Source organism: Streptomyces eurythermus, assembly GCF_014649115.1.
Lineage (GTDB): Bacteria > Actinomycetota > Actinomycetes > Streptomycetales > Streptomycetaceae > Streptomyces > Streptomyces eurythermus.
This window is the reverse complement of record NZ_BMSK01000001.1, coordinates 59798-84079: the sequence shown is the minus strand read 5'-3', so window position 1 is coordinate 84079 and position 24282 is coordinate 59798. Positions and strand designations below refer to the sequence as shown.

37 protein-coding genes are annotated in these 24282 nt (G+C 68.1%); 5 read left to right on the top strand and 32 right to left on the bottom strand.

What is annotated here, in order from left to right:
• Positions 1 to 34: 34 nt before the first annotated feature.
• The 24 genes from map to rpsJ form a co-directional block, all read right to left on the bottom strand.
• Positions 35 to 871 carry a type I methionyl aminopeptidase gene (gene map, locus IE251_RS00485; RefSeq protein ID WP_189750917.1) on the bottom strand — a complete coding sequence of 279 codons (837 nt, stop codon included), beginning with the start codon at positions 869 to 871 and terminating at the stop codon, positions 35 to 37.
• Between the two features lie 100 nt (positions 872 to 971).
• Positions 972 to 1634 (bottom strand): adenylate kinase, encoded by a 663-nt coding sequence (locus IE251_RS00480; RefSeq protein ID WP_189750916.1) that lies wholly within the window; start codon positions 1632 to 1634, stop codon positions 972 to 974.
• Entirely contained in the window at positions 1634 to 2947 is a 1314-nt protein-coding gene (secY, locus tag IE251_RS00475) for a preprotein translocase subunit SecY (RefSeq protein WP_189750915.1), read from the bottom strand. Before secY ends, IE251_RS00480 begins: the two co-directional genes overlap by 1 nt.
• A 189-nt stretch (positions 2948 to 3136) precedes the next feature.
• Positions 3137 to 3592: a 50S ribosomal protein L15 gene (gene rplO, locus IE251_RS00470; RefSeq protein WP_095748086.1), complete on the bottom strand. Its 456-nt coding sequence runs from the start codon at positions 3590 to 3592 to the stop codon at positions 3137 to 3139.
• Positions 3593 to 3594: 2 nt separating this feature from the next.
• Positions 3595 to 3777 carry a 50S ribosomal protein L30 gene (rpmD, locus tag IE251_RS00465; RefSeq protein ID WP_003974250.1) on the bottom strand — a complete coding sequence of 61 codons (183 nt, stop codon included), beginning with the start codon at positions 3775 to 3777 and terminating at the stop codon, positions 3595 to 3597.
• 2 nt (positions 3778 to 3779) lie between these two features.
• Positions 3780 to 4385, bottom strand: coding sequence for a 30S ribosomal protein S5 (gene rpsE / locus IE251_RS00460; protein WP_019753099.1), 606 nt, complete (start codon positions 4383 to 4385; stop codon positions 3780 to 3782).
• A 36-nt stretch (positions 4386 to 4421) separates the two neighbouring features.
• The gene (rplR, locus tag IE251_RS00455; protein WP_030601188.1) at positions 4422 to 4805 is read right to left on the bottom strand and encodes a 50S ribosomal protein L18; all 384 of its coding nucleotides are present in this window, start codon (positions 4803 to 4805) and stop codon (positions 4422 to 4424) included.
• Positions 4806 to 4808: 3 nt separating this feature from the next.
• Positions 4809 to 5348 carry a 50S ribosomal protein L6 gene (gene rplF, locus IE251_RS00450; RefSeq protein ID WP_030778519.1) on the bottom strand — a complete coding sequence of 180 codons (540 nt, stop codon included), beginning with the start codon at positions 5346 to 5348 and terminating at the stop codon, positions 4809 to 4811.
• Positions 5349 to 5372: 24 nt separating this feature from the next.
• On the bottom strand, positions 5373 to 5771 hold the full coding sequence (gene rpsH, locus IE251_RS00445) for a 30S ribosomal protein S8 (protein WP_014674378.1): 399 nt from the start codon (positions 5769 to 5771) through the stop codon (positions 5373 to 5375).
• Between the two features lie 214 nt (positions 5772 to 5985).
• Entirely contained in the window at positions 5986 to 6171 is a 186-nt protein-coding gene (locus IE251_RS00440; RefSeq protein WP_003948630.1) for a type Z 30S ribosomal protein S14, read from the bottom strand.
• A 5-nt stretch (positions 6172 to 6176) separates the two neighbouring features.
• The gene (gene rplE / locus IE251_RS00435; RefSeq protein ID WP_030345436.1) at positions 6177 to 6734 is read right to left on the bottom strand and encodes a 50S ribosomal protein L5; all 558 of its coding nucleotides are present in this window, start codon (positions 6732 to 6734) and stop codon (positions 6177 to 6179) included.
• A complete protein-coding gene (gene rplX / locus IE251_RS00430; protein WP_030601194.1) occupies positions 6734 to 7057 on the bottom strand; it encodes a 50S ribosomal protein L24 in 324 nt (107 codons plus the stop codon). The genes rplE and rplX overlap by 1 nt, the downstream gene beginning before the upstream one ends.
• A gap of 2 nt (positions 7058 to 7059) precedes the next feature.
• The gene (gene rplN / locus IE251_RS00425; RefSeq protein ID WP_003998823.1) at positions 7060 to 7428 is read right to left on the bottom strand and encodes a 50S ribosomal protein L14; all 369 of its coding nucleotides are present in this window, start codon (positions 7426 to 7428) and stop codon (positions 7060 to 7062) included.
• 99 nt (positions 7429 to 7527) lie between these two features.
• Complete coding sequence (rpsQ, locus tag IE251_RS00420; protein WP_020941675.1) at positions 7528 to 7815, bottom strand: 30S ribosomal protein S17; 288 nt, start codon at positions 7813 to 7815, stop codon at positions 7528 to 7530.
• The gene (gene rpmC, locus IE251_RS00415; RefSeq protein WP_018564811.1) at positions 7812 to 8036 is read right to left on the bottom strand and encodes a 50S ribosomal protein L29; all 225 of its coding nucleotides are present in this window, start codon (positions 8034 to 8036) and stop codon (positions 7812 to 7814) included. Before rpmC ends, rpsQ begins: the two co-directional genes overlap by 4 nt.
• The gene (rplP, locus tag IE251_RS00410; protein WP_009190136.1) at positions 8036 to 8455 is read right to left on the bottom strand and encodes a 50S ribosomal protein L16; all 420 of its coding nucleotides are present in this window, start codon (positions 8453 to 8455) and stop codon (positions 8036 to 8038) included. Before rplP ends, rpmC begins: the two co-directional genes overlap by 1 nt.
• A 5-nt stretch (positions 8456 to 8460) precedes the next feature.
• Positions 8461 to 9285, bottom strand: a complete 825-nt coding sequence (rpsC, locus tag IE251_RS00405; protein WP_010036723.1) for a 30S ribosomal protein S3 — start codon at positions 9283 to 9285, stop codon at positions 8461 to 8463.
• Positions 9285 to 9632: a 50S ribosomal protein L22 gene (gene rplV / locus IE251_RS00400; protein WP_030601197.1), complete on the bottom strand. Its 348-nt coding sequence runs from the start codon at positions 9630 to 9632 to the stop codon at positions 9285 to 9287. The genes rpsC and rplV overlap by 1 nt, the downstream gene beginning before the upstream one ends.
• Positions 9633 to 9677: 45 nt before the next feature.
• Positions 9678 to 9959 (bottom strand): 30S ribosomal protein S19, encoded by a 282-nt coding sequence (gene rpsS, locus IE251_RS00395; RefSeq protein ID WP_030601199.1) that lies wholly within the window; start codon positions 9957 to 9959, stop codon positions 9678 to 9680.
• A gap of 12 nt (positions 9960 to 9971) precedes the next feature.
• Positions 9972 to 10808 (bottom strand): 50S ribosomal protein L2, encoded by an 837-nt coding sequence (gene rplB, locus IE251_RS00390; RefSeq protein WP_030601203.1) that lies wholly within the window; start codon positions 10806 to 10808, stop codon positions 9972 to 9974.
• Positions 10809 to 10848: 40 nt separating this feature from the next.
• Positions 10849 to 11268: a 50S ribosomal protein L23 gene (rplW, locus tag IE251_RS00385; RefSeq protein WP_030601206.1), complete on the bottom strand. Its 420-nt coding sequence runs from the start codon at positions 11266 to 11268 to the stop codon at positions 10849 to 10851.
• Positions 11268 to 11918: a 50S ribosomal protein L4 gene (rplD, locus tag IE251_RS00380; protein ID WP_189750914.1), complete on the bottom strand. Its 651-nt coding sequence runs from the start codon at positions 11916 to 11918 to the stop codon at positions 11268 to 11270. Before rplD ends, rplW begins: the two co-directional genes overlap by 1 nt.
• Before the next feature lie 8 nt (positions 11919 to 11926).
• Complete coding sequence (rplC, locus tag IE251_RS00375; protein WP_030601213.1) at positions 11927 to 12571, bottom strand: 50S ribosomal protein L3; 645 nt, start codon at positions 12569 to 12571, stop codon at positions 11927 to 11929.
• A gap of 16 nt (positions 12572 to 12587) precedes the next feature.
• A complete protein-coding gene (gene rpsJ, locus IE251_RS00370) occupies positions 12588 to 12896 on the bottom strand; it encodes a 30S ribosomal protein S10 (RefSeq protein ID WP_003948644.1) in 309 nt (102 codons plus the stop codon).
• A 482-nt stretch (positions 12897 to 13378) separates the two neighbouring features.
• On the opposite strand from rpsJ, the gene IE251_RS00365 reads away from it, so the two are divergent.
• Complete coding sequence (locus tag IE251_RS00365) at positions 13379 to 14014, top strand: hypothetical protein (protein ID WP_189750913.1); 636 nt, start codon at positions 13379 to 13381, stop codon at positions 14012 to 14014.
• Here IE251_RS00365 and IE251_RS00360 read toward each other — a convergent pair.
• The 5 genes from IE251_RS00360 to IE251_RS00340 all read right to left on the bottom strand — a co-directional run bounded on the left by IE251_RS00360 (position 14004) and on the right by IE251_RS00340 (position 19768).
• Complete coding sequence (locus IE251_RS00360; protein WP_189750912.1) at positions 14004 to 14513, bottom strand: hypothetical protein; 510 nt, start codon at positions 14511 to 14513, stop codon at positions 14004 to 14006. The genes IE251_RS00365 and IE251_RS00360 overlap by 11 nt on opposite strands.
• 20 nt (positions 14514 to 14533) lie before the next feature.
• Positions 14534 to 15631: a hypothetical protein gene (locus IE251_RS00355; RefSeq protein ID WP_189750911.1), complete on the bottom strand. Its 1098-nt coding sequence runs from the start codon at positions 15629 to 15631 to the stop codon at positions 14534 to 14536.
• Positions 15632 to 16007: 376 nt separating this feature from the next.
• Complete coding sequence (locus IE251_RS00350; protein WP_189750910.1) at positions 16008 to 17003, bottom strand: hypothetical protein; 996 nt, start codon at positions 17001 to 17003, stop codon at positions 16008 to 16010.
• A 39-nt stretch (positions 17004 to 17042) separates the two neighbouring features.
• Positions 17043 to 19340, bottom strand: coding sequence for a hypothetical protein (locus IE251_RS00345; RefSeq protein WP_189750909.1), 2298 nt, complete (start codon positions 19338 to 19340; stop codon positions 17043 to 17045).
• A 47-nt stretch (positions 19341 to 19387) separates the two neighbouring features.
• Complete coding sequence (locus IE251_RS00340; protein WP_189750908.1) at positions 19388 to 19768, bottom strand: hypothetical protein; 381 nt, start codon at positions 19766 to 19768, stop codon at positions 19388 to 19390.
• 194 nt (positions 19769 to 19962) lie between these two features.
• Here IE251_RS00340 and IE251_RS00335 point away from each other — a divergent pair, with 194 nt between their 5' ends.
• From IE251_RS00335 to IE251_RS00325, 3 genes are read left to right on the top strand one after another with little or no spacing between them, the layout of a single operon-like run.
• The gene (locus tag IE251_RS00335; RefSeq protein WP_229896515.1) at positions 19963 to 20421 is read left to right on the top strand and encodes a MarR family winged helix-turn-helix transcriptional regulator; all 459 of its coding nucleotides are present in this window, start codon (positions 19963 to 19965) and stop codon (positions 20419 to 20421) included.
• Complete coding sequence (locus tag IE251_RS00330) at positions 20418 to 21851, top strand: MFS transporter (RefSeq protein WP_189750907.1); 1434 nt, start codon at positions 20418 to 20420, stop codon at positions 21849 to 21851. Before IE251_RS00335 ends, IE251_RS00330 begins: the two co-directional genes overlap by 4 nt.
• 33 nt (positions 21852 to 21884) lie before the next feature.
• Positions 21885 to 22178, top strand: a complete 294-nt coding sequence (locus tag IE251_RS00325) for a DUF1330 domain-containing protein (RefSeq protein WP_189750906.1) — start codon at positions 21885 to 21887, stop codon at positions 22176 to 22178.
• A gap of 30 nt (positions 22179 to 22208) precedes the next feature.
• Here the strand turns inward: IE251_RS00325 and IE251_RS00320 are convergent, their stop codons facing one another.
• Genes IE251_RS00320 through IE251_RS00310 form a run of 3 tightly spaced genes read right to left on the bottom strand, consistent with a single transcriptional unit; the run spans position 22209 to position 23577 of the window.
• Complete coding sequence (locus IE251_RS00320) at positions 22209 to 22460, bottom strand: DUF397 domain-containing protein (RefSeq protein WP_189750905.1); 252 nt, start codon at positions 22458 to 22460, stop codon at positions 22209 to 22211.
• Between the two features lie 23 nt (positions 22461 to 22483).
• Positions 22484 to 22735 (bottom strand): DUF397 domain-containing protein, encoded by a 252-nt coding sequence (locus IE251_RS00315; protein ID WP_189750904.1) that lies wholly within the window; start codon positions 22733 to 22735, stop codon positions 22484 to 22486.
• A complete protein-coding gene (locus tag IE251_RS00310; protein ID WP_189750903.1) occupies positions 22732 to 23577 on the bottom strand; it encodes a helix-turn-helix domain-containing protein in 846 nt (281 codons plus the stop codon). Before IE251_RS00310 ends, IE251_RS00315 begins: the two co-directional genes overlap by 4 nt.
• Before the next feature lie 150 nt (positions 23578 to 23727).
• On the opposite strand from IE251_RS00310, the gene IE251_RS00305 reads away from it, so the two are divergent.
• Complete coding sequence (locus tag IE251_RS00305; RefSeq protein WP_200692266.1) at positions 23728 to 24204, top strand: ATP-binding protein; 477 nt, start codon at positions 23728 to 23730, stop codon at positions 24202 to 24204.
• The last annotated feature ends 78 nt before the right edge of the window (positions 24205 to 24282 follow it).

Sequence of the window (24282 nt, the reverse complement as noted above, 5' to 3'; positions counted from 1 at the left end):
CGAATCGAGGAAGTCTGCCCCATCGGGGTGATCCTTACGCGAGCGGGTCGGGAGCCGCCGTGACGCCGTACTCCGCCAGCTTCGCCTTGCCCCCGTCGGGAGCCGTGAGCACCAGCGGTCCCTGCTCGGTCAGGGCGACGGAGTGCTCCCAGTGGGAGGACCAGGTGCCGTCGGTCGTGATGACCGTCCAGTCGTCGGACAGGACCTCGGTCTTCGGGGTGCCGAGGGAGACCATCGGCTCGATGGCCAGGCAGAAGCCGGGGACCAGCTTGGGGCCCTTGCCGCGGCGCCGGTCGACGTAGTTCAGCAGGTGCGGGTCCATGTGCATCTCGGTGCCGATGCCGTGGCCGCCGTAGTCCTCGATGATGCCGTAGCGGCCGCCGCCGGGCTTGGGCTGGCGGCGGATGTAGGTCTCGATCGCCCGGGAGATGTCGACCAGGCGGTTGCCCTGCTTCATGGCCGCGATGCCGGCCCACATCGACTCCTCGGTCACCCGGGACAGCTCGATCAGCTCCGGGGAGTGACCGGAGCCGACGAAGGCCGTGTAGGCCGCGTCACCGTGCCAGCCGTCGACGATGGCGCCGCAGTCGATGGAGATGATGTCGCCGTCCTTCAGGACGACGTCGTCGGAGGGGATGCCGTGCACGACCACGTCGTTCACGGAGGTGCAGATGGTGGCCGGGAAGCCGCCGTAGCCGAGGAAGTTCGACTTGGCGCCGTGCTCGGCGAGGACCTTGCGGGCCACCTCGTCCAGGTCCCGGGTGGTCGCGCCGGGCACCGCGGCCTCGCGCGTGGCCGCGTGGATGGCGGCTACGACCAGGCCCGCCGCCCGCATCTTCGCGATCTGCTCGGGGGTCTTGATCTGCACCATGGGGGGCCTGCGCTCTCCGTCACTCACATCGACTGGGGTACCTGTACAACAGTACGGCCGCGGCGCCCGGGGAGGGCACCGCGGCCGGAAGGGCCGGGATCTACTTCTCGGCCTTCTCGCGCTTGAGGGCCTCCAGCGCCCGCTGCGTGATCTCGTCCACCGGCCCCAGGGAGGAGATCGTCACGACCAGCTCCTGTGCCTTGTAGTAGTCGATGATCGGCTCGGTCTGCGTGTGGTAGACCTCGAGCCGCTTGCGGACGGTGTCCTCGGAGTCGTCGTCGCGCTGGTACAGCTCGCCGCCGCAGACGTCGCAGACGCCCTCCTGCTTGGGCGGGCTGTAGGTCACGTGGAAGACGTGCGAGGAGTCGTTGCGGCAGATGCGCCGGCCGGCGATCCGCTTGACGACCTCGTCCTCGGGGACCTCCAGGTCGAGGACGGCGTCCAGCGTCATCTGCTCGTCCCGCAGCAGCTGGTCCAGGGCCTCCGCCTGCGAGACGTTGCGCGGGAAGCCGTCCAGCAGGAAGCCCTTCTCCGCGTCCTGCTGCTCCATGCGGTCCTTGGCCATCGCGATGGTCACCTCGTCGGGGACGAGGTTGCCGGCGTCCATGTAGGACTTGGCGAGCTTGCCCAGCTCCGTCTGCCGGCTGATGTTGGCGCGGAACAGGTCGCCCGTGGAGATGTGCGGGATGCCCAGCTTCTCTGCGAGCCGGACGGCCTGCGTTCCCTTACCGGCACCCGGCGGCCCGACGAGGACGATACGCATCAGCGGAGGAACCCTTCGTAATTGCGCTGCTGGAGCTGGCTCTCGATCTGCTTCACCGTCTCGAGGCCCACACCCACGATGATGAGGATGCTGGTCCCGCCGAAGGGGAAGTTCTGGCTTGCCCCAAAGCCCACCAACGCCATTGTCGGTACGAGAGCGATCAGACCCAGATACAGCGAACCCGGCCAGGTGATCCGGTTGAGCACGTAGCTCAGGTACTCAGCGGTCGGTCGGCCAGCCCGGATGCCCGGGATGAAGCCACCATACTTCTTCATGTTGTCGGCTACTTCCTCGGGGTTGAAGGAGATAGCGACGTAGAAGAACGCGAAGAAAACGATGAGCAAGAAGTACGAAGTGATGTAAATCGGGTGGTCGCCCTTGGTGAGGTTCTGCTCGATCCAGGTCTTCCAGCCCGAGTTGCCTCCCGCGAACTGCGCCACGAGCGCCGGGATGTAGAGCAGCGAGGAGGCGAAGATGACGGGAATCACACCCGCCTGGTTCACCTTGAGCGGGATGTACGTGGACGTACCGCCGTAGGACCGGCGGCCGATCATCCGCTTCGCGTACTGCACCGGGATGCGGCGCTGGGCCTGCTCGACGAAGACGACGAGCGCGACCATGACCAGGCCGACCGCGATGACGGTGCCGAACTCGATCCAGCCGCCCGCCAGCGAGCCCTGCTTCTTGATGGCCCACAGCGCGGACGGGAAGGTCGCGGCGATCGAGATGAACATGAGGATCGACATGCCGTTGCCGATGCCGCGGTCGGTGATCAGCTCACCGAGCCACATCACCAGGGCGGTACCGGCGGTCATGCAGATGACCATCGTGATGGTCGCGAAGATCGCCTGGTCATCGACGATGCTCGTGGCGACCGAGCAACCGTTGAAGAGCGCGCCGCTGCGGGCGGTGGCCACCAGGCCGGTGCCCTGGAGGATGGCGAGCGCCACGGTCAGGTAGCGGGTGTACTGCGTGATCTTCGCCGTGCCGGCCTGGCCCTCCTTCTTCAGGGCCTCCAGGCGCGGGATCACCACGGTCAGCAGCTGAAGGATGATGCTGGCGGTGATGTACGGCATGATGCCGAGCGCGAAGACCGTGATCTGGAGCAGCGCGCCGCCGCTGAACATGTTCACGAGGCCGAACAGGCCCTGGTTGGCGCCGGCCTCCTTCACACACTGCTGGACGGCCTGGTAGTTGACGTTGGGGATCGGGATGTGGGTACCGACCCGGTAGACCACGATGATGCCCAGCGTGAAGAGCAGCTTCTTGCGCAGGTCGGGCGTCCTGAACGCCCGGGCGAACGCGGTGAGCACGGTGCCTCCTGCGACCCCCGCGCAACTGCGTCAAGGGTGACGGTCTGAGGTTCGACGAATACGAAAGAGAACAGTGCAGGCCACCTTACCGGCGACCATGCCCCCCTAGGAACGACCAACCGGGGATACCTCATTGTGAGGTATCCCCGGTCGGGATCGTTTACGTCATCGACGCTGCGTCCGAGGGACTCAGACGAGCTCGGTGACCGTGCCGCCGGCGGCGGTGATCTTCTCCTTGGCGGAGCCGGAGACGGCGTCGACCGTCACCTGCAGCGCCACGGAGATCTCGCCCTGGCCGAGGACCTTGACGAGGCTGTTCTTGCGAACGGCGCCCTTGGCCACCAGCGACTCGACGGTGACCTCGCCACCCTCCGGGTAGAGCGCGGCCAGCTTGTCGAGGTTCACGACCTGGTACTCGGTCTTGAACGGGTTCTTGAAGCCCTTCAGCTTCGGGAGGCGCATGTGGAGCGGCATCTGGCCACCCTCGAAGCGCTCCGGAACCTGGTAGCGGGCCTTGGTGCCCTTGGTACCACGACCGGCCGTCTTACCCTTCGACGCCTCACCACGACCGACACGGGTCTTGGCGGTCTTGGCGCCCGGGGCGGGACGGAGGTTGTGGATCTTGAGCGGGTTCTGCTCCGCCATGATCAGTCGACCTCCTCGACCGTCACGAGGTGGCGGACGGTGTGCACCATGCCGCGGAACTCGGGGCGGTCCTCCTTGACGACCTGCGTGTTGATGCCCTTGAGACCAAGGGAGCGCAGGGTGTCACGGTGGTTCTGCTTGCTGCCGATGTAGGACTTGACCTGCGTGATCTTGAGCTGAGCCATGATTACGCACCCGCCCCGGCACGCGCACGCAGCAGAGCCGCGGGAGCGACGTCCTCGAGCGGCAGACCACGGCGGGCCGCGATCTCCTCGGGACGCTGCAGGCCCTTCAGGGCCTCCACGGTCGCGTGCACGATGTTGATGGCGTTGTCGGAGCCGAGCGACTTCGACAGCACGTCGTGGATACCGGCGCACTCGAGCACGGCACGCACCGGACCACCGGCGATAACACCGGTACCGGGGGACGCGGGCTTGAGCAGCACGACGCCGGCGGCCTTCTCACCCTGGATCGGGTGCGGGATGGTGCCCTGGATACGCGGGACCTTGAAGAAGTGCTTCTTGGCCTCCTCAACGCCCTTGGCGATGGCGGCCGGCACCTCCTTGGCCTTGCCGTAACCGACACCCACGGTGCCGTCACCGTCGCCCACCACGACCAGCGCGGTGAAGCTGAAGCGACGACCACCCTTCACAACCTTGGCGACGCGGTTGATCGCGACGACGCGCTCAACGTACGCGGTCTTCTCGGCGGCAGCAGCGCCGCCGTCACGGCCCTTCCGGTCCCGCCGCTCGCCGCCACCGGCACCGCTTCCGCGGCGCTGGGGTCCAGCCATTGGATTACCTCTCTCTTTCCGCTAGCTACAAGCGGCTCAGAACTTGAGCCCGGCTTCGCGGGCGGCGTCCGCCAGGGCCGCGATGCGGCCGGCGTACTGGTTGCCACCACGGTCGAACACGACGGCCTCGACACCGGCGGCCTTGGCGCGCTCGGCGACCAGGGCGCCGACCTGCTTGGCCTGCGCGGACTTGTCGCCCTCGGCACCGCGGATCGACGCGTCCAGGGTGGACGCCGACGCCAGGGTGTGGCCCTTCAGGTCGTCGATCACCTGCGCCACGATGTGGCGGTTGGAGCGGGTCACGACCAGACGGGGGCGCTCCGCCGTACCGGCGATCCGCTTGCGGATCCGGATGTGACGGCGCTTGATCGCGGCGCGCTTGTAGGCGTCGCCCTTGAGGATCTTCTGCCCGTATGCCATGGCTTACTTACCCGCCTTTCCGACCTTGCGGCGGATGACTTCGCCCTCGTACTTGACACCCTTGGCCTTGTACGGGTCGGGCTTGCGCAGCTTGCGGATGTTGGCCGCAACCTCGCCGACCTTCTGCTTGTCGATGCCCTCGACCGAGAAACGGGTCGGGGTCTCCACCTTGAAGGTGATGCCCTCGGGGGCCTCGACCACGATCGGGTGGCTGTAACCGAGAGCGAACTCCAGGTTGGAACCCTTGGCGGTCACTCGGTAACCGACACCGCTGATCTCGAGCTTCTTCACGTAACCCTGGGTCACGCCGGTGATCATGTTCGCCACCAGCGTGCGGGAGAGGCCGTGCAGGGCCTTGCTCTGACGCTCGTCGTTCGGGCGCAGCACCTGGAGGGTGCCGTCCTCGCCCTTAGCGATGTCGATCGGAGCCGCAATGGTGTGGGTCAGTTCGCCCTTGGGGCCCTTGACCTTCACCGTACGGCCGTCGATGGTGACGTCCACGCCGGCGGGAACCGCGATGGGGAGCTTGCCGATGCGCGACATAGCTGTTTCCTCCGTTCCCTTCTGCTACCAGACGTAGGCGAGGACTTCCCCACCCACGCCCTTCTTGCCGGCCTGCTTGTCGGTGAGGAGCCCGTGCGACGTGGAGATGATCGCCACGCCGAGGCCGCCCAGCACCTTCGGCAGGTTGGTGGACTTCGCGTAGACCCGGAGACCGGGCTTGGAGATCCGCTTGATGCCCGCGATGGAGCGCTCACGGTTGGGGCCGAACTTCAGCTCCAGGACGAGGTTCTTGCCGACCTCGGCGTCCTCGACCTTCCAGCCCGTGATGAAGCCCTCCTGCTGGAGGATCTCCGCGATGTGAGACTTGATCTTGGAGTGCGGCATCGACACCGAGTCGTGGTACGCCGAGTTCGCGTTCCGCAGACGCGTCAGCATGTCTGCGATCGGATCAGTCATGGTCATGAATTGGCCTGTGGCCTTTCTCGCCGGGGTTTCCTATATGCGCCATCCCTCTCCCCGTACTTCTGCAGACGGGACGGGTGCGGCGCGGGGACCTACGGCGTAGTAAGTCGTTCAGGGCGGCAGAGCCCAACCCCACCAGCCTACGGCATCGGTGGTTCGGGCCCTGCCGTCCCGGTTGCTTACCGAGAGGTCCCAGAATCCCTAAATGAGGGGATTACCAGGAGCTCTTGGTCACGCCCGGCAGCTCGCCACGGTGAGCCATCTCACGGAGGCACACGCGGCACAGGCCGAACTTGCGGTACACGGAGTGCGGACGACCGCAGCGCTGGCAGCGGGTGTAGCCACGCACACCGAACTTGGGCTTGCGAGCAGCCTTCGCGATGAGAGCCTTCTTCGCCATCTCGCTCACGCCTCCTTGAACGGGAAGCCGAGGTGACGGAGAAGGGCACGGCCCTCTTCGTCGTTGGTCGCCGTGGTCACCACGGTGATGTCCATACCCCGGACGCGGTCGATCTTGTCCTGGTCGATCTCGTGGAACATGACCTGCTCCGTGAGACCGAAGGTGTAGTTGCCACGGCCGTCGAACTGCTTGGGGGACAGGCCGCGGAAGTCGCGGATGCGCGGCAGCGCGAGCGACAGGGTGCGGTCCAGGAACTCCCACATGCGGTCGCCACGGAGCGTGACGTGGGCACCGATCGGCTGGCCCTCGCGCAGCTTGAACTGCGCGATGGACTTGCGGGCCTTGGTGACGGCCGGCTTCTGACCGGTGATGGTGGTCAGGTCGCGGATCGCGCCCTCGATCAGCTTCGAGTCACGGGCGGCGTCGCCGACACCCATGTTGACCACGATCTTGACGAGGCCGGGAACCTGCATGACGTTCTCGTACTTGAACTCGTCACGCAGCTTGCCCGCGATCTCCTCGCGGTACTTCTGCTTCAGACGCGGAGTGGTGGTGGTAGCCATCAGATGTCCTCACCCGTCCGCTTGGCAACGCGGATCTTGTTGCCCTCTTCGTCGAAGCGGTAGCCGACACGCGTGACGACCTTCTTGCCGTCCTTCTCCACGACCAGCTGGACGTTGGAGACGTGGATCGGCGCCTCGGTGGTCACGATGCCGCCGGCCTGGGAACCGCTGGCGGTCGGACCGGCCTTGGTGTGCTTCTTGACCCGGTTGACACCCTCGACCAGGACGCGCTCCTCGCGCGGGTAAGCGGCAATGACCTTGCCCTGCTTGCCCTTGTCCTTGCCGGTGATGACCTGGACCAGGTCGCCCTTCTTGATCTTCATGCTTACAGCACCTCCGGCGCGAGCGAGATGATCTTCATGAACTTCTTCTCGCGCAGCTCACGGCCGACCGGGCCGAAGATGCGGGTGCCGCGAGGGTCGCCGTCGTTCTTCAGAATGACGGCGGCGTTCTCGTCGAAGCGGATGTACGAGCCGTCCGGACGGCGGCGCTCCTTGACGGTGCGAACGATGACCGCCTTGACGACGTCACCCTTCTTCACGTTGCCACCGGGGATCGCGTCCTTGACGGTGGCGACGATGACGTCACCGATGCCCGCGTAGCGGCGACCGGAGCCACCGAGCACACGGATGCAAAGGATCTCCTTCGCACCAGTGTTGTCGGCGACACGCAGTCGCGACTCCTGCTGGATCACGTCTATCTCCTGATCGTCTGCCGGTTCCCGGCAGGGGTTCCTTCCCGGAACCCCTGCCGAGCCTGGCGGAACTGACCTGCGGGGTTAGCCCCGCAGGAATTACTTGGCCTTCTCGAGGATCTCGACGACGCGCCAGCGCTTCGTCGCGGACAGCGGCCGGGTCTCCATCAGGAGGACGCGGTCGCCGACACCCGCGGCGTTCTGCTCGTCGTGCGCCTTGAGCTTGTTCGTACGGCGGATGACCTTGCCGTACAGCGCGTGCTTGACGCGGTCCTCGACGGCGACGACGACGGTCTTGTCCATCTTGTCGCTGACGACGAGGCCCTCACGGGTCTTGCGGAAGCCGCGCGCCTCGGTGTTCTGCTCAGTCACGTTGTTCTCGCTCATGCGTTCTCCACCGTTTCGATGCCCAGCTCGCGCTCGCGCATCAGGGTGTAGATCCGCGCGATGTCCTTACGGACGGCCTTCAGCCGGCCGTGGTTTTCGAGCTGACCCGTGGCCGCCTGGAAGCGGAGGTTGAACAGCTCTTCCTTGGCCTCGCGGAGCTTGCCCAGAAGCTCCTCGTTGCCCAGCTCGCGCAGCTCGGACGCCTTGGTACCGGCCGACATCACGCTTCACCTGCCTCGCGCTTGACGATCCGGCACTTCATCGGCAGCTTGTGGGCCGCACGGGTCAGCGCCTCACGGGCGATCTTTTCGTTGGGGTACGACAGCTCGAACATCACACGTCCGGGCTTGACGTTCGCGATCCACCACTCCGGAGAACCCTTACCGGAACCCATGCGGGTCTCGGCGGGCTTCTTGGTGAGGGGACGGTCCGGGTAGATGTTGATCCAGACCTTGCCGCCACGCTTGATGTGGCGGGTCATCGCGATACGGGCCGCCTCGATCTGGCGGTTCGTGACGTAGGCCGGGGTCAGCGCCTGGATGCCGTACTCGCCGAACGCAACCTGCGTTCCACCCTTGGACATACCGTTGCGCTTCGGGTGGTGCTGCTTGCGGTGCTTGACCCTACGGGGGATCAGCATTTCGGTCAGGCCTCCGTTCCGGTGCTCTCAGCCGGAGCGGCAGCCGCGGGGGCCTCGGCCTTGGGGGCCTCGGCACCAGCAGCCTGCTGCGGCTTGCGACCGCGCCGCTCGCCACCGCGGCCACCACGGGCCGGGCGGTCGGCGCCACCGCGGGCCGGGCGGTTACCCGCACGGGCGGCAGCGTTCTCGGCGCGGACCTCGGCGATGTTCTTGACGTCGCCCTTGTAGATCCAGACCTTCACGCCGATGCGGCCGAAGGTCGTCTTGGCCTCGAAGAAGCCGTAGTCCACGTTCGCGCGGAGCGTGTGCAGGGGCACACGGCCCTCGCGGTAGAACTCCGAGCGGGACATCTCGGCGCCGCCGAGGCGGCCACCGCACTGGATCTTGATGCCCTTGGCGCCGGCCTTCATGGCGGACTGCATGCTCTTGCGCATGGCCCGACGGAAGGAGACGCGGGAGGACAGCTGCTCGGCGACGGCCTGGGCCACCAGCTGAGCGTCCGTCTCCGGGTTCTTGACCTCGAGGATGTTGAGCTGGACCTGCTTGCCGGTCAGCTTCTCCAGGTCACCGCGGATGCGGTCGGCCTCGGCGCCGCGGCGGCCGATGACGATGCCCGGGCGAGCGGTGTGGATGTCCACGCGGACGCGGTCACGGGTGCGCTCGATCTCCACCTTGGAGATGCCGGCGCGCTCCATGCCGGACGTCATCATCCGACGGATGGCGACGTCTTCCTTGACGTAGTCCTTGTACAGCTTGTCGGCGTACCAACGCGACTTGAAGTCGGTCGTGACACCGAGCCGGAACCCGTGCGGGTTTACCTTCTGGCCCATTACCGGGTTCCTTCCTTGCTGCTGACGACCACGGTGATGTGGCTGGTCCGCTTGCGGATCCGGTAGGCACGGCCCTGGGCGCGCGGCCGGAACCGCTTCAGGGTCGGGCCCTCGTCGACGTAGGCCTCGGAAACGAAGAGGCTGTCGACATCGGTGTGGTCGTAGTTGTGCGCGGCGTTGGCGATGGCGCTGTCGAGCACCTTGCCGACGGGCACGGAGGCTGCCTGCGGAGCGAATCGCAGAACAGCCTGGGCCTCCGTGGCGTTCATGCCACGGATGAGGTCCACCACACGGCGGGCCTTCATGGGCGTCACGCGGATGTACCGCGCCTGTGCCCTGGCTTCCATGGTTGTCCCTTCAGAGTTACTTACGTGTCTGAATGCGATCCGCTACTAGCGGCGCTTCGACTTCCGGTCTTCCTTGACGTGACCCCGGAAGGTGCGCGTCGGCGAGAACTCGCCGAGCTTGTGGCCGACCATCGACTCGGTGACGAACACCGGGATGTGGGTCTTGCCGTTGTGCACCGCGATCGTGTGGCCGAGCATGGCCGGGACGATCATCGAGCGACGGGACCAGGTCTTGATGACGTTCTTGGTGCCGGCATCGTTCTGGGCGTCCACCTTCTTGATCAGGTGGTCGTCGACGAAGGGCCCCTTCTTCAAGCTACGAGGCATCTCAACCCGTCCTTAGCGCTTCTTGTTCGTCTTGCGGCGGCGGACGATGTACTTGTTCGACGCCTTCTTGGGCGAACGAGTACGGCCTTCCTTCTTGCCCCACGGGGACACGGGGTGACGACCACCGGAGGTCCGGCCCTCACCACCACCGTGCGGGTGGTCCACCGGGTTCATGACCACACCACGGACGGTCGGGCGAACGCCCAGCCACCGCTTGCGGCCCGCCTTGCCCCAGTTGATGTTGCTCTGCTCGGCGTTGCCGACCTCGCCGACGGTGGCGCGGCAGCGCACGTCGACCAGACGGATCTCACCGGACGGCATGCGCAGGTGGGCGTAGGCGCCCTCCTTCGCGAGCAGCTGCACGGAGGCACCGGCGGAGCGGGCGAACTTGGCACCGCCACCGGGACGGAGCTCGATCGCGTGGATCGTGGTACCGACCGGGATGTTGCGGAGGGCCAGGTTGTTGCCCGGCTTGATGTCGGCCCCGGGACCGTTCTCCACGGTGTCGCCCTGCTGCAGGTTGCGCGGGGCGAGGATGTAGCGCTTCTCGCCGTCGGCGTAGTGCAGCAGCGCGATGCGCGCGGTGCGGTTGGGGTCGTACTCGATGTGCGCGACCTTCGCCGGCACGCCGTCCTTGTCGTGACGACGGAAGTCGATCACTCGGTAGGCGCGCTTGTGTCCGCCACCCTGGTGGCGAACGGTCACACGACCGGCGTTGTTACGGCCGCCCTTGCTGTGCAGCGGGCGAACCAGCGACTTCTCCGGCGTGGACCGCGTGACCTCGACGAAGTCGGCAACGCTGGCGCCACGACGGCCCGGCGTAGTCGGCTTGTACTTGCGGATTCCCATTTCTCAGTCCTCGTCCGATATCGGACGATCCGGACCGCCCTTAGGCGGTCGGACCGCCGAAGATGTCGATACGGTCGCCCTCGGCGAGGGTCACGATCGCGCGCTTGCTGCCGGCACGCTGACCGAAGCCGGTCTTCGTGCGCTTGCGCTTGCCCTGGCGGTTGATCGTGTTGACCCCGGTGACCTTGACGTCGAAGACCGCCTGGACGGCCTGCTTGATCTGGGTCTTGTTGGCGTTCGGGTCGACGATGAACGTGTACTTGTTCTCGTCGAGGAGCGCGTAGCTCTTCTCGGAGACGACCGGCTTCAGCAGGACGTCACGGGGGTCCGTGTACGACTTGCTCAGCGGGGTCTCGACGGTGTTCTTGCCCTCGGTGGCGTGGCGACGCGCCTTGGCGACGCGCGCGGCCTTGGCGGCCTTGGCGGCCTTCGAGGCGATAGCGGGGTGACGGATGGCCATCAGACCTCGCTCCCTTCGGTGTCGTTGGCCTTCGGGCCGGCGACGAAGGACTCGAAAGCGGCCTGGGTGAAGACCACGTCGTCCGAGACGAGAACGTCGTACGTGTTCAGCTGGCCCGGCTCCAGGATGTGGACCTGGGGCAGGTTGCGGGCGGACAGCCACGCGGCCTCGTCGGAGCGCTCGGCGACCAGGAGCAGGTTCTTGCGCTCCGAGATCTTGCCGAACAGGCTCTTCGCGGCCTTCGTGGAGATGTCACCCTCGACCACGCCGGAGACGACGTGGATGCGGTTGTGACGCGCCCGGTCGGTGAGGGCACCGCGCAGGGCGGCGGCCTTCATCTTCTTCGGGGTCCGCTGCGAGTAGTCACGCGGCACGGGACCGTGCACGACGCCACCACCGGCGAACTGCGGCGCGCGGGTCGAGCCCTGACGGGCGCGGCCGGTGCCCTTCTGGCGGTACGGCTTCTTGCCGCCACCACGGACTTCACCGCGGGTCTTGGTCTTGTGCGTGCCCTGGCGGGCAGCGGCCAGCTGCGCGACGACGACCTGGTGGATCAGCGGGACGCTGACCTTGGCGTCGAAGATCTCCGCGGGGAGCTCGACGGAACCGGCCTTCTCGCCCGCCGGCGAAAGGATGTCAACAGTGCTCATCGGTTACCTCAGGCCCCCTTGGCCGCGGTGCGGACCAGGACGAGGCCGCCGTTCGGACCGGGAACCGCGCCCTTGATGAGCAGCAGACCCTTCTCCGCGTCAACGGCGTGGACGGTCAGGTTCTGGGTGGTGACCCGCTCGTTGCCCATGCGACCCGCCATGCGGAGGCCCTTGAACACACGGCCCGGGGTGGCGCAGCCACCGATGGAACCGGGCGAGCGGTGCTTGCGCTGGGTGCCGTGACCGGCGCCGAGGCCACCGAAGTTGTGACGCTTCATGACACCGGCGAAGCCCTTGCCCTTGCTCTTGCCGGTGACGTCGACCTTCACGCCGGCCTCGAACACCGCAGCGGTGATCTCCTGGCCCAGCGTGTACTCGGAGGCGTCCGCGGTGCGGATCTCGACGAGGTGGCGACGGGGGGTGACGTCGGCCTTGGCGAAGTGACCCTTGAGGGGCTTGTTCACCTTGCGCGGGTCGATCTCGCCGAAGGCGATCTGGACCGACTCGTAGCCGTCGACGTCGTTGGTACGAACCTGGGTCACGACGTTGGGGCCGGCCTTGACGACGGTGACCGGAACAACACGGTTGTTCTCGTCCCACACCTGCGTCATGCCGAGCTTCTCGCCCAGGATGCCCTTGATCTGCTTAGCCATTCTCAGCCCACCAGCCTCAGAGCTTGATCTCGATGTCGACACCGGCCGGCAGGTCGAGTCGCATCAGAGAGTCAACGGTCTTGGGGGTCGGGTCGAGGATGTCGATCAGGCGCTTGTGCGTGCGCATCTCGAAGTGCTCGCGCGAGTCCTTGTACTTGTGCGGCGACTTGATGACGCAGTACACGTTCTTCTCAGTGGGCAGCGGCACCGGGCCCGCGACCGACGCACCAGTGCGAGTCACCGTCTCGACGATCTTCTTCGCCGAAGAGTCGATGACCTCGTGGTCGTAGGCCTTGAGCCGGATGCGGATCTTCTGTCCCGCCATGGCTACTCAGTAGTCCTGTCTCTCTAACGCTCTGGAACCCGGTGTTGCTTCTGGGTGACCTTTGCTCCTCCGACCCACGCGGTCGGGCGTGTCGCGCTCCCGCTGACATGAATGTCCCTTGTCCGAACATCCCTGCGGGATTGACACGGCCCTTCCGGAACCGCGGACCGGGGACCTCGGGCCCACCGGGCGCCTGGCCGGTATCGCGCTCACACTTCCCGGAAGATTCCCGTACGTCCGCCCCAGCGCTGCCCGAGGGCAGTTAGGACGACGAGTACTGTGGGACTCGCTTCCGGTCCTCCCGGCGGGAGGCGCGCAGCATCAACACTCGACCGAGCAACTCCGACAGTCTGCCATACGGGGCAGGTCCTGTGCCAATCGGGCCGAAGAGATTACCCCGAAGGTGACGTAGGTCAAACCGGAGTGCCGGTGCGGCGCACCGCGGCTACCGCTTCTTGATCACCGGCGCCCAAGATGGCCCCGTGCACGACACCACCCCGTACGCCTTCCGTATCTCGGCGAACAACCCGGTACCGCTGCCCGCTTCCGACGCGGAGCTGGTCTCGACGGTCTCCCACCGCTCCGGGAACGCACCGCTGGCCCGGGTCTATGCCTCCCGTACGCCCGGACGCCCGTTCCGGATCCACTCCGCCCCGGACGACCGCCCGCTCTGCTCCGTCACCCCCGCGGGCCCGGACACCTACGACCTCCACGCGTCCGACGGCACTCCCCTGGCCCGCGTCACCCGCCGCCCCGGCCGCCTGCTCCCCTGGCCCCGCCGGACCCGCTGGACCGCGCAGGTCGCCGGCCCGTCCCAGCGGGTCACGGGCAAGGCGGGCACGTGGTACGCCTGGCTGCTCTACGTGGTCACCGCCCCGGCCTGGCTCCTGTGGGTCCTCTGCGCGACGGTGTACTCCTTCTTCGACGGCAGCCCGGACGACTTCACCTTCGGCCGCCCCGCCCGCACCCGCTGGCGCGCCCCCGGCACCGGCACGGTCCTGGACTACCGGGGCCTGAGCAGGACCTACCGCCACGACCCCCGGCGCCTGGACACCCGGGTCGCCTTCGCCCTCGCTGTCCTGCGCACCTGGGACCGCGACCGACGGCTCAGAGCCTGAACAGCGCCCCGCGCCAGATCCACCCGGCGCCGAGAACCGCCTCCTGCAAGGGCGTCTTCATCTCGGCGGTGTCGAAGCGGTAGTCCTCCGTGAGCCCGATCTTCCCGTCGGACCCCCGCCCGACCGTCCAGCTCCGGGACACGGACCTGACCTGCCCCCGGGAGTACTCCGCCGACAGGCTCAGCCTGGGCCTGTCGCCGACCCAGGTGACCTCCCACTCCCGGTCGAGCGCGCGCACCTCCCGCTTCTCCGGGACCAGCCGCATCCGTGTCTCCAGGGACCGGCTCACCTCGGCCCGCGCGAAGAACCCGTGCCAGGCGGGCTCCCGGATACGCCACTCCGCCACCAGATCGGCACCACCGCCGACCCCTTCCCGCACGACATAGGGCACGTCCGGCCCGCCGACGGCGAGCAGGGCGGCGCGGACCTCCTGGGTGGGCCGGGGCGGGACGGAGGGGTCGGGGTACTTGGTGCCGGTGAAGCGGTCGATAAGGCTCATGTGATCGTCCGTCCGCGGGGTCAGGGCTGGGTGACCATCCGCACGCTGCCGCAGCCGCGCTGCTTCGCCTCGTGGGCGGCGAAGGCCGTCAGGGCCGAGCGGGCGAAGGAGGCGGAGTAGTGCGGGACGGGGTAGCCCTCGGTGTCCTCGTCGTAGAGGTGGTACAGCGCGAACACGGCGGGCTGTGCCGACCGGGGGCACGTCGCGGTGGCCCAGGCGTAGTCGCGCTCGCCGTAGGGCCCGGCCGCCGCCTTGAGCGCCGCTTCCTCGCTGGCCAGGAAGTCCTTGGCGGACGCGCCGTAGTAGGCGTAGAGGCCGTAGCCCGGCTTTCCGGTCTTCGTGACCAGGTAGCAGTTGACCTGCGGGGTGTCGGTGTCCGCCGGGTACTCCAGGACGTCCGGCGTGCCGTTCCGCTCGGCCTCCGTGTCGCGCAGCGCCGCGCACGAGCCGTCGGCCTGCCGCAGCGGCCCGGCCGCGTCGGGCCGGCCGATGGTGTCGGGGGACAGGCCGGTGACGCGTCGGCCTGGTTCCACCTGGCAGCCGTGCTTCTCCGCGGCCTCGCGGGCGGTCTCGGTGGTCACCCGCCCGAGGCCGGTCAGGGTCGTGCTGTTCGCCGCCCCGAGCAGGTCACCGTAGGCGACCAGGGCCTTGTTCCGCTGGTTCACGCAGTCGAGCGCGACCATGACCTGGTAGGTGCCGCTCTCGCGACGGACGACACCGGACCAGCCGTGTCCCAGGGGTGCCGCCTGGTCCCGGACGCCGTTGTAGTTCGCGTTGTACCAGACGAGGGTCGAGTCGGGGGCTTTCGAGGTGCTCCAGCGCAGCTTCACCTCCAGGGAGCCGCGCTTCGCCCCGGATCCCTCGGTGCGGACGCGGCAGGCGGCCAGGTAGTCGCCGTCGTCCAGGTCCTCCGCGCTCAGCCGCGACGAGTGCAGCGCCGCGCTGAGCCCGCCCTGCGCCAGCGTCCCGCCGCACGCCCGGTCCACGGAGTCGTCGTCGCCTCCCGAGCCGATGACCCCGGTGCCGTAGAGGACGAGCCCCAGAAGTGCCAGGACCAGCAGGAGGGCTCCCGCGTACCACCCGGCGCGCCTGGGCCGGAGTCCGGATTTCGTCTGCATCGTGCTCATTCTGTCGGGGCCGTTCCGTCTCCCGGTCGAGTGAGCGCACCTCGCGCTTCTCCGGGACCAGCCGCATCCGTGTCTCCGTCGCGAAGGGGCACGTGATCATCAACCCCTGAGCGATTTCGCGGCTTCCTCGGACTTCCTGGACTGGCCGTTCCGGCAGTCCTCGGTCAGCTTGCCCGGCGCTTTGAAGCCGTCGGCCCGCCCATGGGCCCAGATGGACAGGTACTCGGCCCCCTGGGATCGGAAGGCGTCCGAATCGGTCTTCGTCGTGCCGTTCAGTGATGCCGCCCCCGACAACCAGACCGCGCGTTCGCCGCGACGACGCTGATGCCACGTTGCCCTTCTTCGCTCTGCCTGCCCGCGCCGCGTGTCAGCCCAGGTTGCGTGCGGTCTCGTGCAGGCCCAGGGCAGAGACGTCCCGGGCCTTCTTCAGGAGCGAGGCCCGCAGCCGGGAGTCGAGGGCCGCGCCCTCGCCCCAGGCGCGCACCATCTCACCGCTCTGCGTTTCCAGGGTGGCGAGCAGCTTGTCCTGGCCGCCGCCCCGCAGCTTCCCGTCCCACACCTTCACGATGTGTCCGGAGGGGTCGTCCTGGTACGAGGGCGGTGCGGAGGCGTCCTTCGTCAGCCGGGCGAACACATCGGCCCGCCAGTCCCGCCGGCCGTCCTCCCCCAGGTCCTCGCGGACGTCCTCGGCGACGGCGTCCAGCGCGCCCAGTACGTACCCGGCGCCGCCGGCCGCCGCCTCGAACCGCTCGTGCCCGGCGCCCCGCGGTACCCCGGCGAACTCCTCGGCGATCTCCCGGGTGGCCGAGGCCCGCAGCTGGGCGTAGGCCGCCGGGTGGTCCGCGAGTTGCCGTGTGACGTGGAGAAGCGTCAGCGGGAACACGGACATGTGCACGCCTTGGTCGTCGCTCCAGGGCGGTACGGAGTCACCGGCACGGCGCACGTACTCCACCTGGCCCGGAGCCGTGATCTTCACGTAGTCGGGCATGTAGTCCGAGAGCGCCTCGGCGAGGGGTACCGCGAGGGCGGGGTCGAGTGTGCCCTCACCGTCCCGGGTGACGTCGTCCACGGCGATCAGGACGTTCTTCATGGCCTGAGCCTGCCGCAGCGAGTGCTCACCGGCTTTGTCCCCGGTCGTGGCCTGCCGAATGGCACGGCCGAGCCGGGCACAGTCCGGGTCCTGCCGCTGGGCGGAACCGAGGGCGGTGACGACGCGCTTGTCCTCGCTCAGCTTCCCGCAGTAGTCGGTGCCCTGGTCCGAGGAGCGGGTGAGCCACAGGACGACGCCGGCGGCCAGCGCCAGGCAGAGCACCACGGCACCCACCGCGAGACGTACTGGTCGGCGCTGGGGCGTGGTGCTCACGAACTTCCTCCGGGTACGGATAGCGACATCATGGCGGGGTCAGTTGGTGGTGTCCGTGAGGTATTTGGCAGCCGTGCCGGACCCTCGATCATGACCCTGGAGCATGTTGGTGGTGAAATCGGCCGCCTTGCGCTGCCCTTCGGGCGTGGTGGTGTCGATGTCCGTACGCCCCTGCGCCCATCCGTCGATCATGTACGCGAGCTCCTGGTTCGCGTTGAGGTACTTGTCGGCGATGGCGGCATTGGCGGTGGCGTCGGCCTCCGACTTCATGGAGTTCCCGAGTTCCCAGGTCAGAGTGTCGACACCGCGCTGCAAGGCGTCACCGTACGCGATGGAGACCCCGCCGGTGGTGAAGTAGAGGGGGGTGACCGCTCCGCCGGCGAAGTGGTAGGCCGCCTTCATCTTCCAGTCCGCCTCGGCGTACTTGTCCATGCGCTCGTCGTTGAGGACGTCTTCCTTGATGGCGGTGTAGGCCCCCAGACCGCTGCCCAGGTTCTCCAGCCTCTCGTCGATGTCACCGTGGGCGGCGCCCTCCGGCATGGCGCCCAGTTCGTTGCCGATGTGGCGCAGCTCCGCCTTCTCCAGCGTCGAGTACGCGGTCGGGTCCTCGGACATGCCGCGCAGTACCTGGACGAGGCTCTTGGGATCGACGGCCAGGTGGGTCGAGCCGTCCTTGTCGAAGTATCCGGCCCCGCCCGCGTTGCGGATGTAGTCGATGTCCACTCCGGCGAGGATCCGGTGCGTGTCCGATCCGTACTCGGCGATCGCGTTGGCCAGTGGCTGCCGCAGGTTCGTCTTCACGTCCGCGTCCGTGCCCGACGTCGGGGCCAGTTCCTTGATGATGTCGTGCATCACCCGGGTCTGGGCCTCGTCGTGCTTCATCTCCGGCCACGGTTCCTGGTTGCCGACGAGCGGAGGATGCCCGGTGGCCGCGGCTTCGAGCGCCAGGGCGAGCCCGTAACGGCTGAGCGGGTCGTCCATCTGCGTGACGGAGACCCCGGTGAACACGTGTTTCGGCCACTCGCGCGTGCCGTCTCCGCTGCCGAGGAGGTAGTGCAGGTGGTCGTTCCCGACGTGGTCGGCGCCCTGCCCGTTGCCTTTCGTGTCGAAGAAGGCCGTGGCCGCGTCGGGATTCCTGCTCATGACGGCGAGGAATCCGTCGAGGGCGTCGGCGCGGATGCCGTCGTGGCCGGGTCCCCACTCGGTGAAGAGGCCGGGGTGCTTCTTCTCGGCGGCTATCAGGTCGTCGCCCATCTGGTACAGGAACTGGTCGTCGTACGTGGCGCGACCGTGCTGCATCATGCCGACGAACGACTGGTAGCCGTACAGAGGGTTGGTCTTCGAGCCGTAGTTCTTGGTGCCGTACTTCTCCAGGCCCTCCGTCCACCGGCGGTAGAAGGCGCCGTCGGCGCTGTCGAGCCATGCCTGGAACTTCGGGGATCCCGGGGGCATGTCCGCGACCGACTGCGGCACCTGTGTGGCCTTGGCGACCGTGTCGGCCAGCCCGCCCTGTAGGTCCACGTACACGTTCTTGTGGCCTTTGTCGGACGAGTGGGCGAGATCGTTCAGCTCGTTGGTGAACTTGATCGTCCCGTCCGGCCCGAGACCCTCCAGGAAGGTCTGGCTGAACGCCTTGTCGCCCTCGTTGTCCCGGAAGGCGCGCTGTAGTTCGGCGAGGTCGGCCGCGGAGACCTTCTCGCCGTCGGCGACGCGCCGCGCGATGTCGTCCGCCTCCTGGGCCTCGTACTTCTCGATGTCGCCCTGCGCCTTGCCGTTGAACCCGGGGACCGCGCCGTCGCCCATGCCGGGGCCTTTGACGACGGCGGTGAGGGCCAGCTCGACGCCCTTGTCGGCGTCCTCCACGTCCTTCACGCACTGGTCGATGTGGGCCTGCCAGGAGTCGACGGACTTGCGGACCCGGCCCGCGTAGTCCGTGTCCGTCCCGAGCAACTGGCGGTCCCGGGCGCTGAGTTTGCCTTCGTCCAGCGAAACGACTCCCTGGTCCGACACCTTCATGCCGGCGGCGATCGCGTCGTCCCGTGCCGACTCCAGCCGCTTGCGCAGGTCCGTGAACTGGGCGTGCGCGTCACGGAGGAGCGAGGCGATCGCCTTGGCCTCCGTCTGGGCGCTCTGGTACTCCGTGATCCTGATGCCGAAGCGCGCGTTGGCGGCCTGCTGGCTCTCCCCCAGGAAGGTCGGGCGCAGGGTGATCCCGTGTACGTCGTCCCGGTAGGCCGTCTCCTGCTTGTGCAGTTCCTTCGCCATGCCGTCCCAGCGTTCGGCGGCCGTGGTGAGCGCGGACAGGTCGGTCGTCAGGATCTCGTGATAGGTCGGCATGGGTCCCCGTTGCTTCTGGTGCCGGTGTGAGAAGGCTCAGCCGCGCGTCAGCGCGGCGGCGGCGAGTACATGTCGAACACCGAGACCTGGCGCGCCGTACCACCCACCAGCAGGTCCGTCCCGCTCAGCGCCCTGGCGTTGTCGCGAAGGGCCGCCTCGTCCCCCGCCAGCCGGTTCAGCAGATTCTTGACCTGCTCGCCCCAGGTGGCGTGCGCCTTCTTCAGGGCACCGGACGTGAGCCAGCCGTGCCCGTCCTTCGCGTCGAACGCCTTCACCGCGGCGTTCGTCTCCTCGTCCGCCCACTGGCCCGCCGTCTTGGTGTCCGGCCCGATCTCGCTCTGAAGCTTGTTCGCCGCGGCCGTCTTCTCGGCGGGCGACGAGGCGAGGTCCGGCCGTCCCCCGCCCGCTCCCGTGTCACTGCCTGCCACGCTGTCCACCCCCGTGTGCCCCTCTGGCGTGCTCTCGTCACACTAACAAGCGGCTTGTCGTACTGGGGTGTTGATATGCGGCTTTGACGCTTCCCTTACGGGCGCCCGCCCTCGGCCCCCGAGCGCAGCCCGTGGAGCCGGCACCAGACGACCATTTCCATAGACTGTGAATATAAAGAGGTTATGCTTCTCCCATGAGTCGTCATGACACCGCTCCTGACGCGTCCGCCGCCATCGGGTCGGCCCTCTACGGCCTGGCCACCAGGGCCGCGAGACGCCTGCCCCGGGACATGAGCCTGACGTCCGCCGCCACCCTGGCCACCCTGGAACGGACGGGCCCGCGGCGCGTCACCGATCTGGCCGTGGTCGAGGGCGTCACCCAGCCAGCGATGACCGCCCTGGTCCGGGTGCTGGAGGAGTCCGGCCTGGTCGAGCGGCGGGACGACGCGTCCGACAAGCGGGTCAAGCTGGTGTGTCTGACCGAGGCCGGCGCCTCCTATGTCCGGACGCGGCGCCAGGCGGGCGTCCAGGCGTTCGAGCGGTTGATCGGCAAGCTCACCGGCGACGAGGTCGAGGCGCTGGCGGCGGCCCTTCCGGCGCTGGAGCATCTGGCAGAGCTCGAGAGCCAGGACCGCGAAGGGCCGAAGCGGTGACCGGGCAGCCGGCCGGCGGGGGCGCGGTGAAGGCGTTACCGGTGGCGCGTTCCGAGGCGCGGCTACTGGTCCCCGCCCTGATGTTCATCGCTCTGGTCGTGGCGGCGGTCGGCAGCCTCGGGACGCCGCTCATCACCAGCGTGGCGACCTCGTTCCACGTCTCGCTCGGCAGCGCGCAGTGGACGCTGACCGTCGCACTGCTCAGCGGCGCCGTCGCCACACCGGTCCTGGGCCGGCTCGGAGCCGGTCCGCACCGGCGGGCCACGATCCTCGTCACGCTGGCGGTGGTCGTCGCCGGCAGCGCACTCACCGTGCTGCCGCTGCCGTTCGCGTGGCTGCTGGCCGGCCGGGCGGCCCAGGGCGTCGGGCTCGGACTGACGGCGCTGATGATGGGCGTGGCCCGGGACCACCTCCCCGAGGAGCGCGGCGCGGCCGTGATCGCCCTGATCTCGGTGGTGTCGATCATCGGGGCCGGCGTCGGCTACCCGCTGGCCGCACTGCTCGCCGAGTTCGGCGGGGTACGGGCCGCCTACGGCCTCGGCCTGGCCGTCACCGCCGCCGCCCTCCTGACCGCGTGGCGCGCCATGCCCGAAGCCCCCGAAGGCCGCTCCGCCCACGTGGACGTCCCCGGCGCGGTCGTCCTGGCCGCCGCGCTGCTCCTGGTGCTGCTCCTCGCCGGCGAACGGAACCTGTGGACCCGGCACCTCGCCGTGGCGGCGGGCCTCGCCGTCGTCGCCGTGGTGCTGCTCTGCGTCTGGACCGTCATCGAGCTGCGCGGCAAGACGCCCCTGGTCGGTGTGCGGGCGGTGCGGCACCCGGCGGTCGCCGGGGCGAACCTCGCCATGTTCGTCGGCGGGATCGGCATGTACCTCCTGCTGACGCTCATCACCCGGTACGCACAGACGCCGCCCGGCGCCGGCTACGGCTTCGGGCTGACGACCTTCGTCGCCGGACTGGTCCTCGTCCCGTTCTCGGTGCTGGGGTTCGTCGCCGGAAAGCTCACGCCGCGGCTCCGGACGCGGATCACCGGCCCCCTGCTCCTGGCCGGCAGCGCCGTCGTGGTCGGCGGCGGGTTCGCCCTGTTCGCGGCGGCCCGGTCGAACCTGGCCGAACTGTTCACGGCGATGGGCGTGCTCGGCCTCGGCGTCGGCGGCTTCTCGGCCGCGATGCCCGGCGTGATCCTGGCCGTCACCCCCAAGAGCGAGACGTCGAGCGCCATGAGCTTCAACTACGTCGTCCGCAGCGTCGGGTACTCCCTGGGCAGCGCCATCGGCGGCCTGATCCTCGCCGCGGGCACCGGCCCCGGCCGCCTCTTCCCCGACGACAGCGCCTACACCACCGCGGCACTGGCCGGCCTCGGCGCCATGGCGATCACGACGTTGACGAGCCTCGCTCTCGCCCGCCGACGCTTCCCCGAGACCAACCCGTAAGTCGGATGTACTCGTCCTCACACTGGAGGTTCCATGCCCAAGGGCTACTGGGTCAGCGTCTACCGCACCATTTCGGACCCTGAGAAGCTGGCCGCCTACAACAAGCTCGCCCGCCTGGCCGTCGAGGCCGGGGGCGGTCGGACCTTCGTCCTCGGCGGTCGGGTCGAGGCGTACGACGCCGGGATCGCCGAACGCACCGTCCTGGTCGAGTTCGACAGCTTCGAGCAGGCCGTCGCGACGCGCGAGAGCGCGGCCTACCAGGAGGCGCTGGCCGCCCTCGCCGACGGCGTCGAGCGCGACTTCCGCATAGTCGAAGGCATCGGCTGACCGAGGCCCGTCCCTCAGCGTTTGCCCCGGTCAGCCGCGCGAAGCGAAGGTCACGAAGTCGGCCCAGGCGACCGGGGCGACGGTGAGGCAGGGGCCCTCGGTGTTCTTGGAGTCGCGGACGTGGATGGTGGAGGGGGTGGGGGCGACTTCGAGGCAGTCACCGGCTTCTGCGCTGCTGCTGTAGCTGCTCTTGAACCAGGAGAGGGCTACCTCGATGCAGTCGTGTCCGTTGCTGCTGTCGCTGTAGCTGCTCTTGAACCAGCGGAGTTCCGGGGTGCTCATAGTTCTCCCAGCGTTTGCCTCGGTCAGCCGCGCGAAGCGAAGGCCACGAAGTCGGCCCAGACGGCCGGGGCGACGGTGAGGCAGGGGCCCTCGGTGTTCTTGGAGTCGCGGACGTGGATGGTGGAGGGGGTGGGGGCGACTTCGAGGCAGTCACCGGGTTCGGCGCTGCTGCTGTAGCTGCTCTTGAACCAGGTGAGAGCCGCCTCGACGCAGTCCCCGGCCTCGTTGCTGCTGCTGTAGCTGCTCTTGAACCAGTGCAGTTCCACGGTGCTCATAGTCTGCCCAACGCTTTCTCGATGAAGTCCCGCGACTTCCTCGGCGGGAGAGCCTGCGACCGGATCATGCCACAGCGCAGTTCGAGGATCCGGAGGTCTTTGGGGTTCGAGACCGGGCGTCCGTTGAACGCACCATCGGAGCGCCCGATCGCCGTGCCATCAGCGAACTTCAGCACCTCGACCAGCCCCGAAGCACCGGGGTTCTCCTCACAGTCGGTCGGCATGACCTGAAGCGTGACATTCCTCAACTCAGCTACCTCCAAGAGGTATTCGAGTTGTTTGCGTAGCACCATCTTTCCACCGTAGGGACGTTCGAGCGCCACTTGCTCCAGGACGAAGCTGAGTGCCGGGGCGGGCTCGCGCTCGAAGACGGACTTGCGTGCCATACGAGCAGCAGTCTCCCTCTCCACGATGTCTTCGCTGAGCGGGGGCTGCCTCATCTCGAACAAGGCTCGGGCGTACTCCGGGATCTGCAGCAGGCCGTGGATGTTGTGGTTGCTGTAGAACATCATTTCCACCGCCCGCCCCTCCAGCTCCGCCAACGCCCGTACCTTCTTCGGATACCGGGCCTTCCTCATGTCCTCCCGGAACGCCCGTAGATGCCCCTGTGCCTTCAGGAACGTGTCCGCGCTGTCCAGGAACTCCGGCCTGGGGATGCGTACCCCGCGTTCGATCTTGCGGATCATGTCCTCGCCGTAGCCCACGGCCTCCGCCAGCTCGGTGATACTCACCCCCGCCGACTGCCGGCAGACCTTGAGCAGTCGGCCCACCGCCTGGACCACCGGCTCGATCTCGTCGCCCGGCTCGACGTCCCAGCCGGCCTCGTCCACACCCTCACCCATGGCTCCTCCTTCGGCGCGCAGTCGTACCCGTACAACGCCCGGGACAGCCGAGACAGCCGAGACAAAACAGGAGACAGTGACTGTACGTACAGGCGTTGTCACTCCCTTAAGGAAGCAGGCTTCGCCACGCTCTGTGATGTGAACCAAGAAATGGGTGCCCCTGAAAACCACCTCACCGGCCACATCCCCACCTTCGACATCCGGCTGTCCCCCACACCCCGCGGTGCCCGACTCGCCCGGCTGCTCGCCGAACAGCATCTGCGGTCGTGGGGGCTGCCGGTGGAGCAGGTGACACAGATCGTCGCCGAGCTGGCCGCGAACGCCGTCACGCACGGTCGCGTACCCGGCCGGGACTTCCAGCTCCTGATCTACGTCGTCGGCCACACGCTCCGTATCGAGGTCACCGACACCCGCGACGACCGCTTCCCCCGGCTACGACCCCCCAGCGAGGACGGGGAGGCCGGGCGCGGACTGCTCCTCGTGGAGGCGCTGGCCGACAAGTGGGGCGTAGCCGTGGGCCGTCGCCCGCGCAAGACGGTGTGGGCCGAGGTGACCCTCCCCCACCGGGACCCGGCGGACCGTGCTCCGGTGGCGCGTGCGGCCACTACCCAAGGAACACCGAGGTGAAAGAACCCCACCAAGCCCCACCCCTCCCGCCCACGGAGCAAACTCACTCAGGAGGGTGAACATCACCAACTTGGCTGG

What these genes read in the sequence shown, in the direction of transcription:
- map (WP_189750917.1), bottom strand. Translation starts at nt 871, where the DNA reads ATGGTGCAGATCAAGACCCCCGAGCAGATCGCGAAGATGCGGGCGGCG.
- IE251_RS00480 (WP_189750916.1), bottom strand. Translation starts at nt 1,634, where the DNA reads ATGCGTATCGTCCTCGTCGGGCCGCCGGGTGCCGGTAAGGGAACGCAG.
- rplO (WP_095748086.1), bottom strand. Translation starts at nt 3,592, where the DNA reads ATGGCGGAGCAGAACCCGCTCAAGATCCACAACCTCCGTCCCGCCCCG.
- rpmD (WP_003974250.1), bottom strand. Translation starts at nt 3,777, where the DNA reads ATGGCTCAGCTCAAGATCACGCAGGTCAAGTCCTACATCGGCAGCAAG.
- rpsE (WP_019753099.1), bottom strand. Translation starts at nt 4,385, where the DNA reads ATGGCTGGACCCCAGCGCCGCGGAAGCGGTGCCGGTGGCGGCGAGCGG.
- rplR (WP_030601188.1), bottom strand. Translation starts at nt 4,805, where the DNA reads ATGGCATACGGGCAGAAGATCCTCAAGGGCGACGCCTACAAGCGCGCC.
- rplF (WP_030778519.1), bottom strand. Translation starts at nt 5,348, where the DNA reads ATGTCGCGCATCGGCAAGCTCCCCATCGCGGTTCCCGCCGGCGTGGAC.
- rpsH (WP_014674378.1), bottom strand. Translation starts at nt 5,771, where the DNA reads ATGACCATGACTGATCCGATCGCAGACATGCTGACGCGTCTGCGGAAC.
- IE251_RS00440 (WP_003948630.1), bottom strand. Translation starts at nt 6,171, where the DNA reads ATGGCGAAGAAGGCTCTCATCGCGAAGGCTGCTCGCAAGCCCAAGTTC.
- rplE (WP_030345436.1), bottom strand. Translation starts at nt 6,734, where the DNA reads ATGGCTACCACCACCACTCCGCGTCTGAAGCAGAAGTACCGCGAGGAG.
- rplX (WP_030601194.1), bottom strand. Translation starts at nt 7,057, where the DNA reads ATGAAGATCAAGAAGGGCGACCTGGTCCAGGTCATCACCGGCAAGGAC.
- rpsQ (WP_020941675.1), bottom strand. Translation starts at nt 7,815, where the DNA reads ATGAGCGAGAACAACGTGACTGAGCAGAACACCGAGGCGCGCGGCTTC.
- rpmC (WP_018564811.1), bottom strand. Translation starts at nt 8,036, where the DNA reads ATGTCGGCCGGTACCAAGGCGTCCGAGCTGCGCGAGCTGGGCAACGAG.
- rplP (WP_009190136.1), bottom strand. Translation starts at nt 8,455, where the DNA reads ATGCTGATCCCCCGTAGGGTCAAGCACCGCAAGCAGCACCACCCGAAG.
- rpsC (WP_010036723.1), bottom strand. Translation starts at nt 9,285, where the DNA reads ATGGGCCAGAAGGTAAACCCGCACGGGTTCCGGCTCGGTGTCACGACC.
- rplV (WP_030601197.1), bottom strand. Translation starts at nt 9,632, where the DNA reads ATGGAAGCCAGGGCACAGGCGCGGTACATCCGCGTGACGCCCATGAAG.
- rpsS (WP_030601199.1), bottom strand. Translation starts at nt 9,959, where the DNA reads ATGCCTCGTAGCTTGAAGAAGGGGCCCTTCGTCGACGACCACCTGATC.
- rplB (WP_030601203.1), bottom strand. Translation starts at nt 10,808, where the DNA reads ATGGGAATCCGCAAGTACAAGCCGACTACGCCGGGCCGTCGTGGCGCC.
- rplW (WP_030601206.1), bottom strand. Translation starts at nt 11,268, where the DNA reads ATGGCCATCCGTCACCCCGCTATCGCCTCGAAGGCCGCCAAGGCCGCC.
- rplD (WP_189750914.1), bottom strand. Translation starts at nt 11,918, where the DNA reads ATGAGCACTGTTGACATCCTTTCGCCGGCGGGCGAGAAGGCCGGTTCC.
- rplC (WP_030601213.1), bottom strand. Translation starts at nt 12,571, where the DNA reads ATGGCTAAGCAGATCAAGGGCATCCTGGGCGAGAAGCTCGGCATGACG.
- rpsJ (WP_003948644.1), bottom strand. Translation starts at nt 12,896, where the DNA reads ATGGCGGGACAGAAGATCCGCATCCGGCTCAAGGCCTACGACCACGAG.
- IE251_RS00360 (WP_189750912.1), bottom strand. Translation starts at nt 14,513, where the DNA reads ATGAGCCTTATCGACCGCTTCACCGGCACCAAGTACCCCGACCCCTCC.
- IE251_RS00355 (WP_189750911.1), bottom strand. Translation starts at nt 15,631, where the DNA reads ATGCAGACGAAATCCGGACTCCGGCCCAGGCGCGCCGGGTGGTACGCG.
- IE251_RS00345 (WP_189750909.1), bottom strand. Translation starts at nt 19,340, where the DNA reads ATGCCGACCTATCACGAGATCCTGACGACCGACCTGTCCGCGCTCACC.
- IE251_RS00335 (WP_229896515.1), top strand. Translation starts at nt 19,963, where the DNA reads ATGAGTCGTCATGACACCGCTCCTGACGCGTCCGCCGCCATCGGGTCG.
- IE251_RS00325 (WP_189750906.1), top strand. Translation starts at nt 21,885, where the DNA reads ATGCCCAAGGGCTACTGGGTCAGCGTCTACCGCACCATTTCGGACCCT.
- IE251_RS00320 (WP_189750905.1), bottom strand. Translation starts at nt 22,460, where the DNA reads ATGAGCACCCCGGAACTCCGCTGGTTCAAGAGCAGCTACAGCGACAGC.
- IE251_RS00315 (WP_189750904.1), bottom strand. Translation starts at nt 22,735, where the DNA reads ATGAGCACCGTGGAACTGCACTGGTTCAAGAGCAGCTACAGCAGCAGC.
- IE251_RS00310 (WP_189750903.1), bottom strand. Translation starts at nt 23,577, where the DNA reads ATGGGTGAGGGTGTGGACGAGGCCGGCTGGGACGTCGAGCCGGGCGAC.
- IE251_RS00305 (WP_200692266.1), top strand. Translation starts at nt 23,728, where the DNA reads ATGGGTGCCCCTGAAAACCACCTCACCGGCCACATCCCCACCTTCGAC.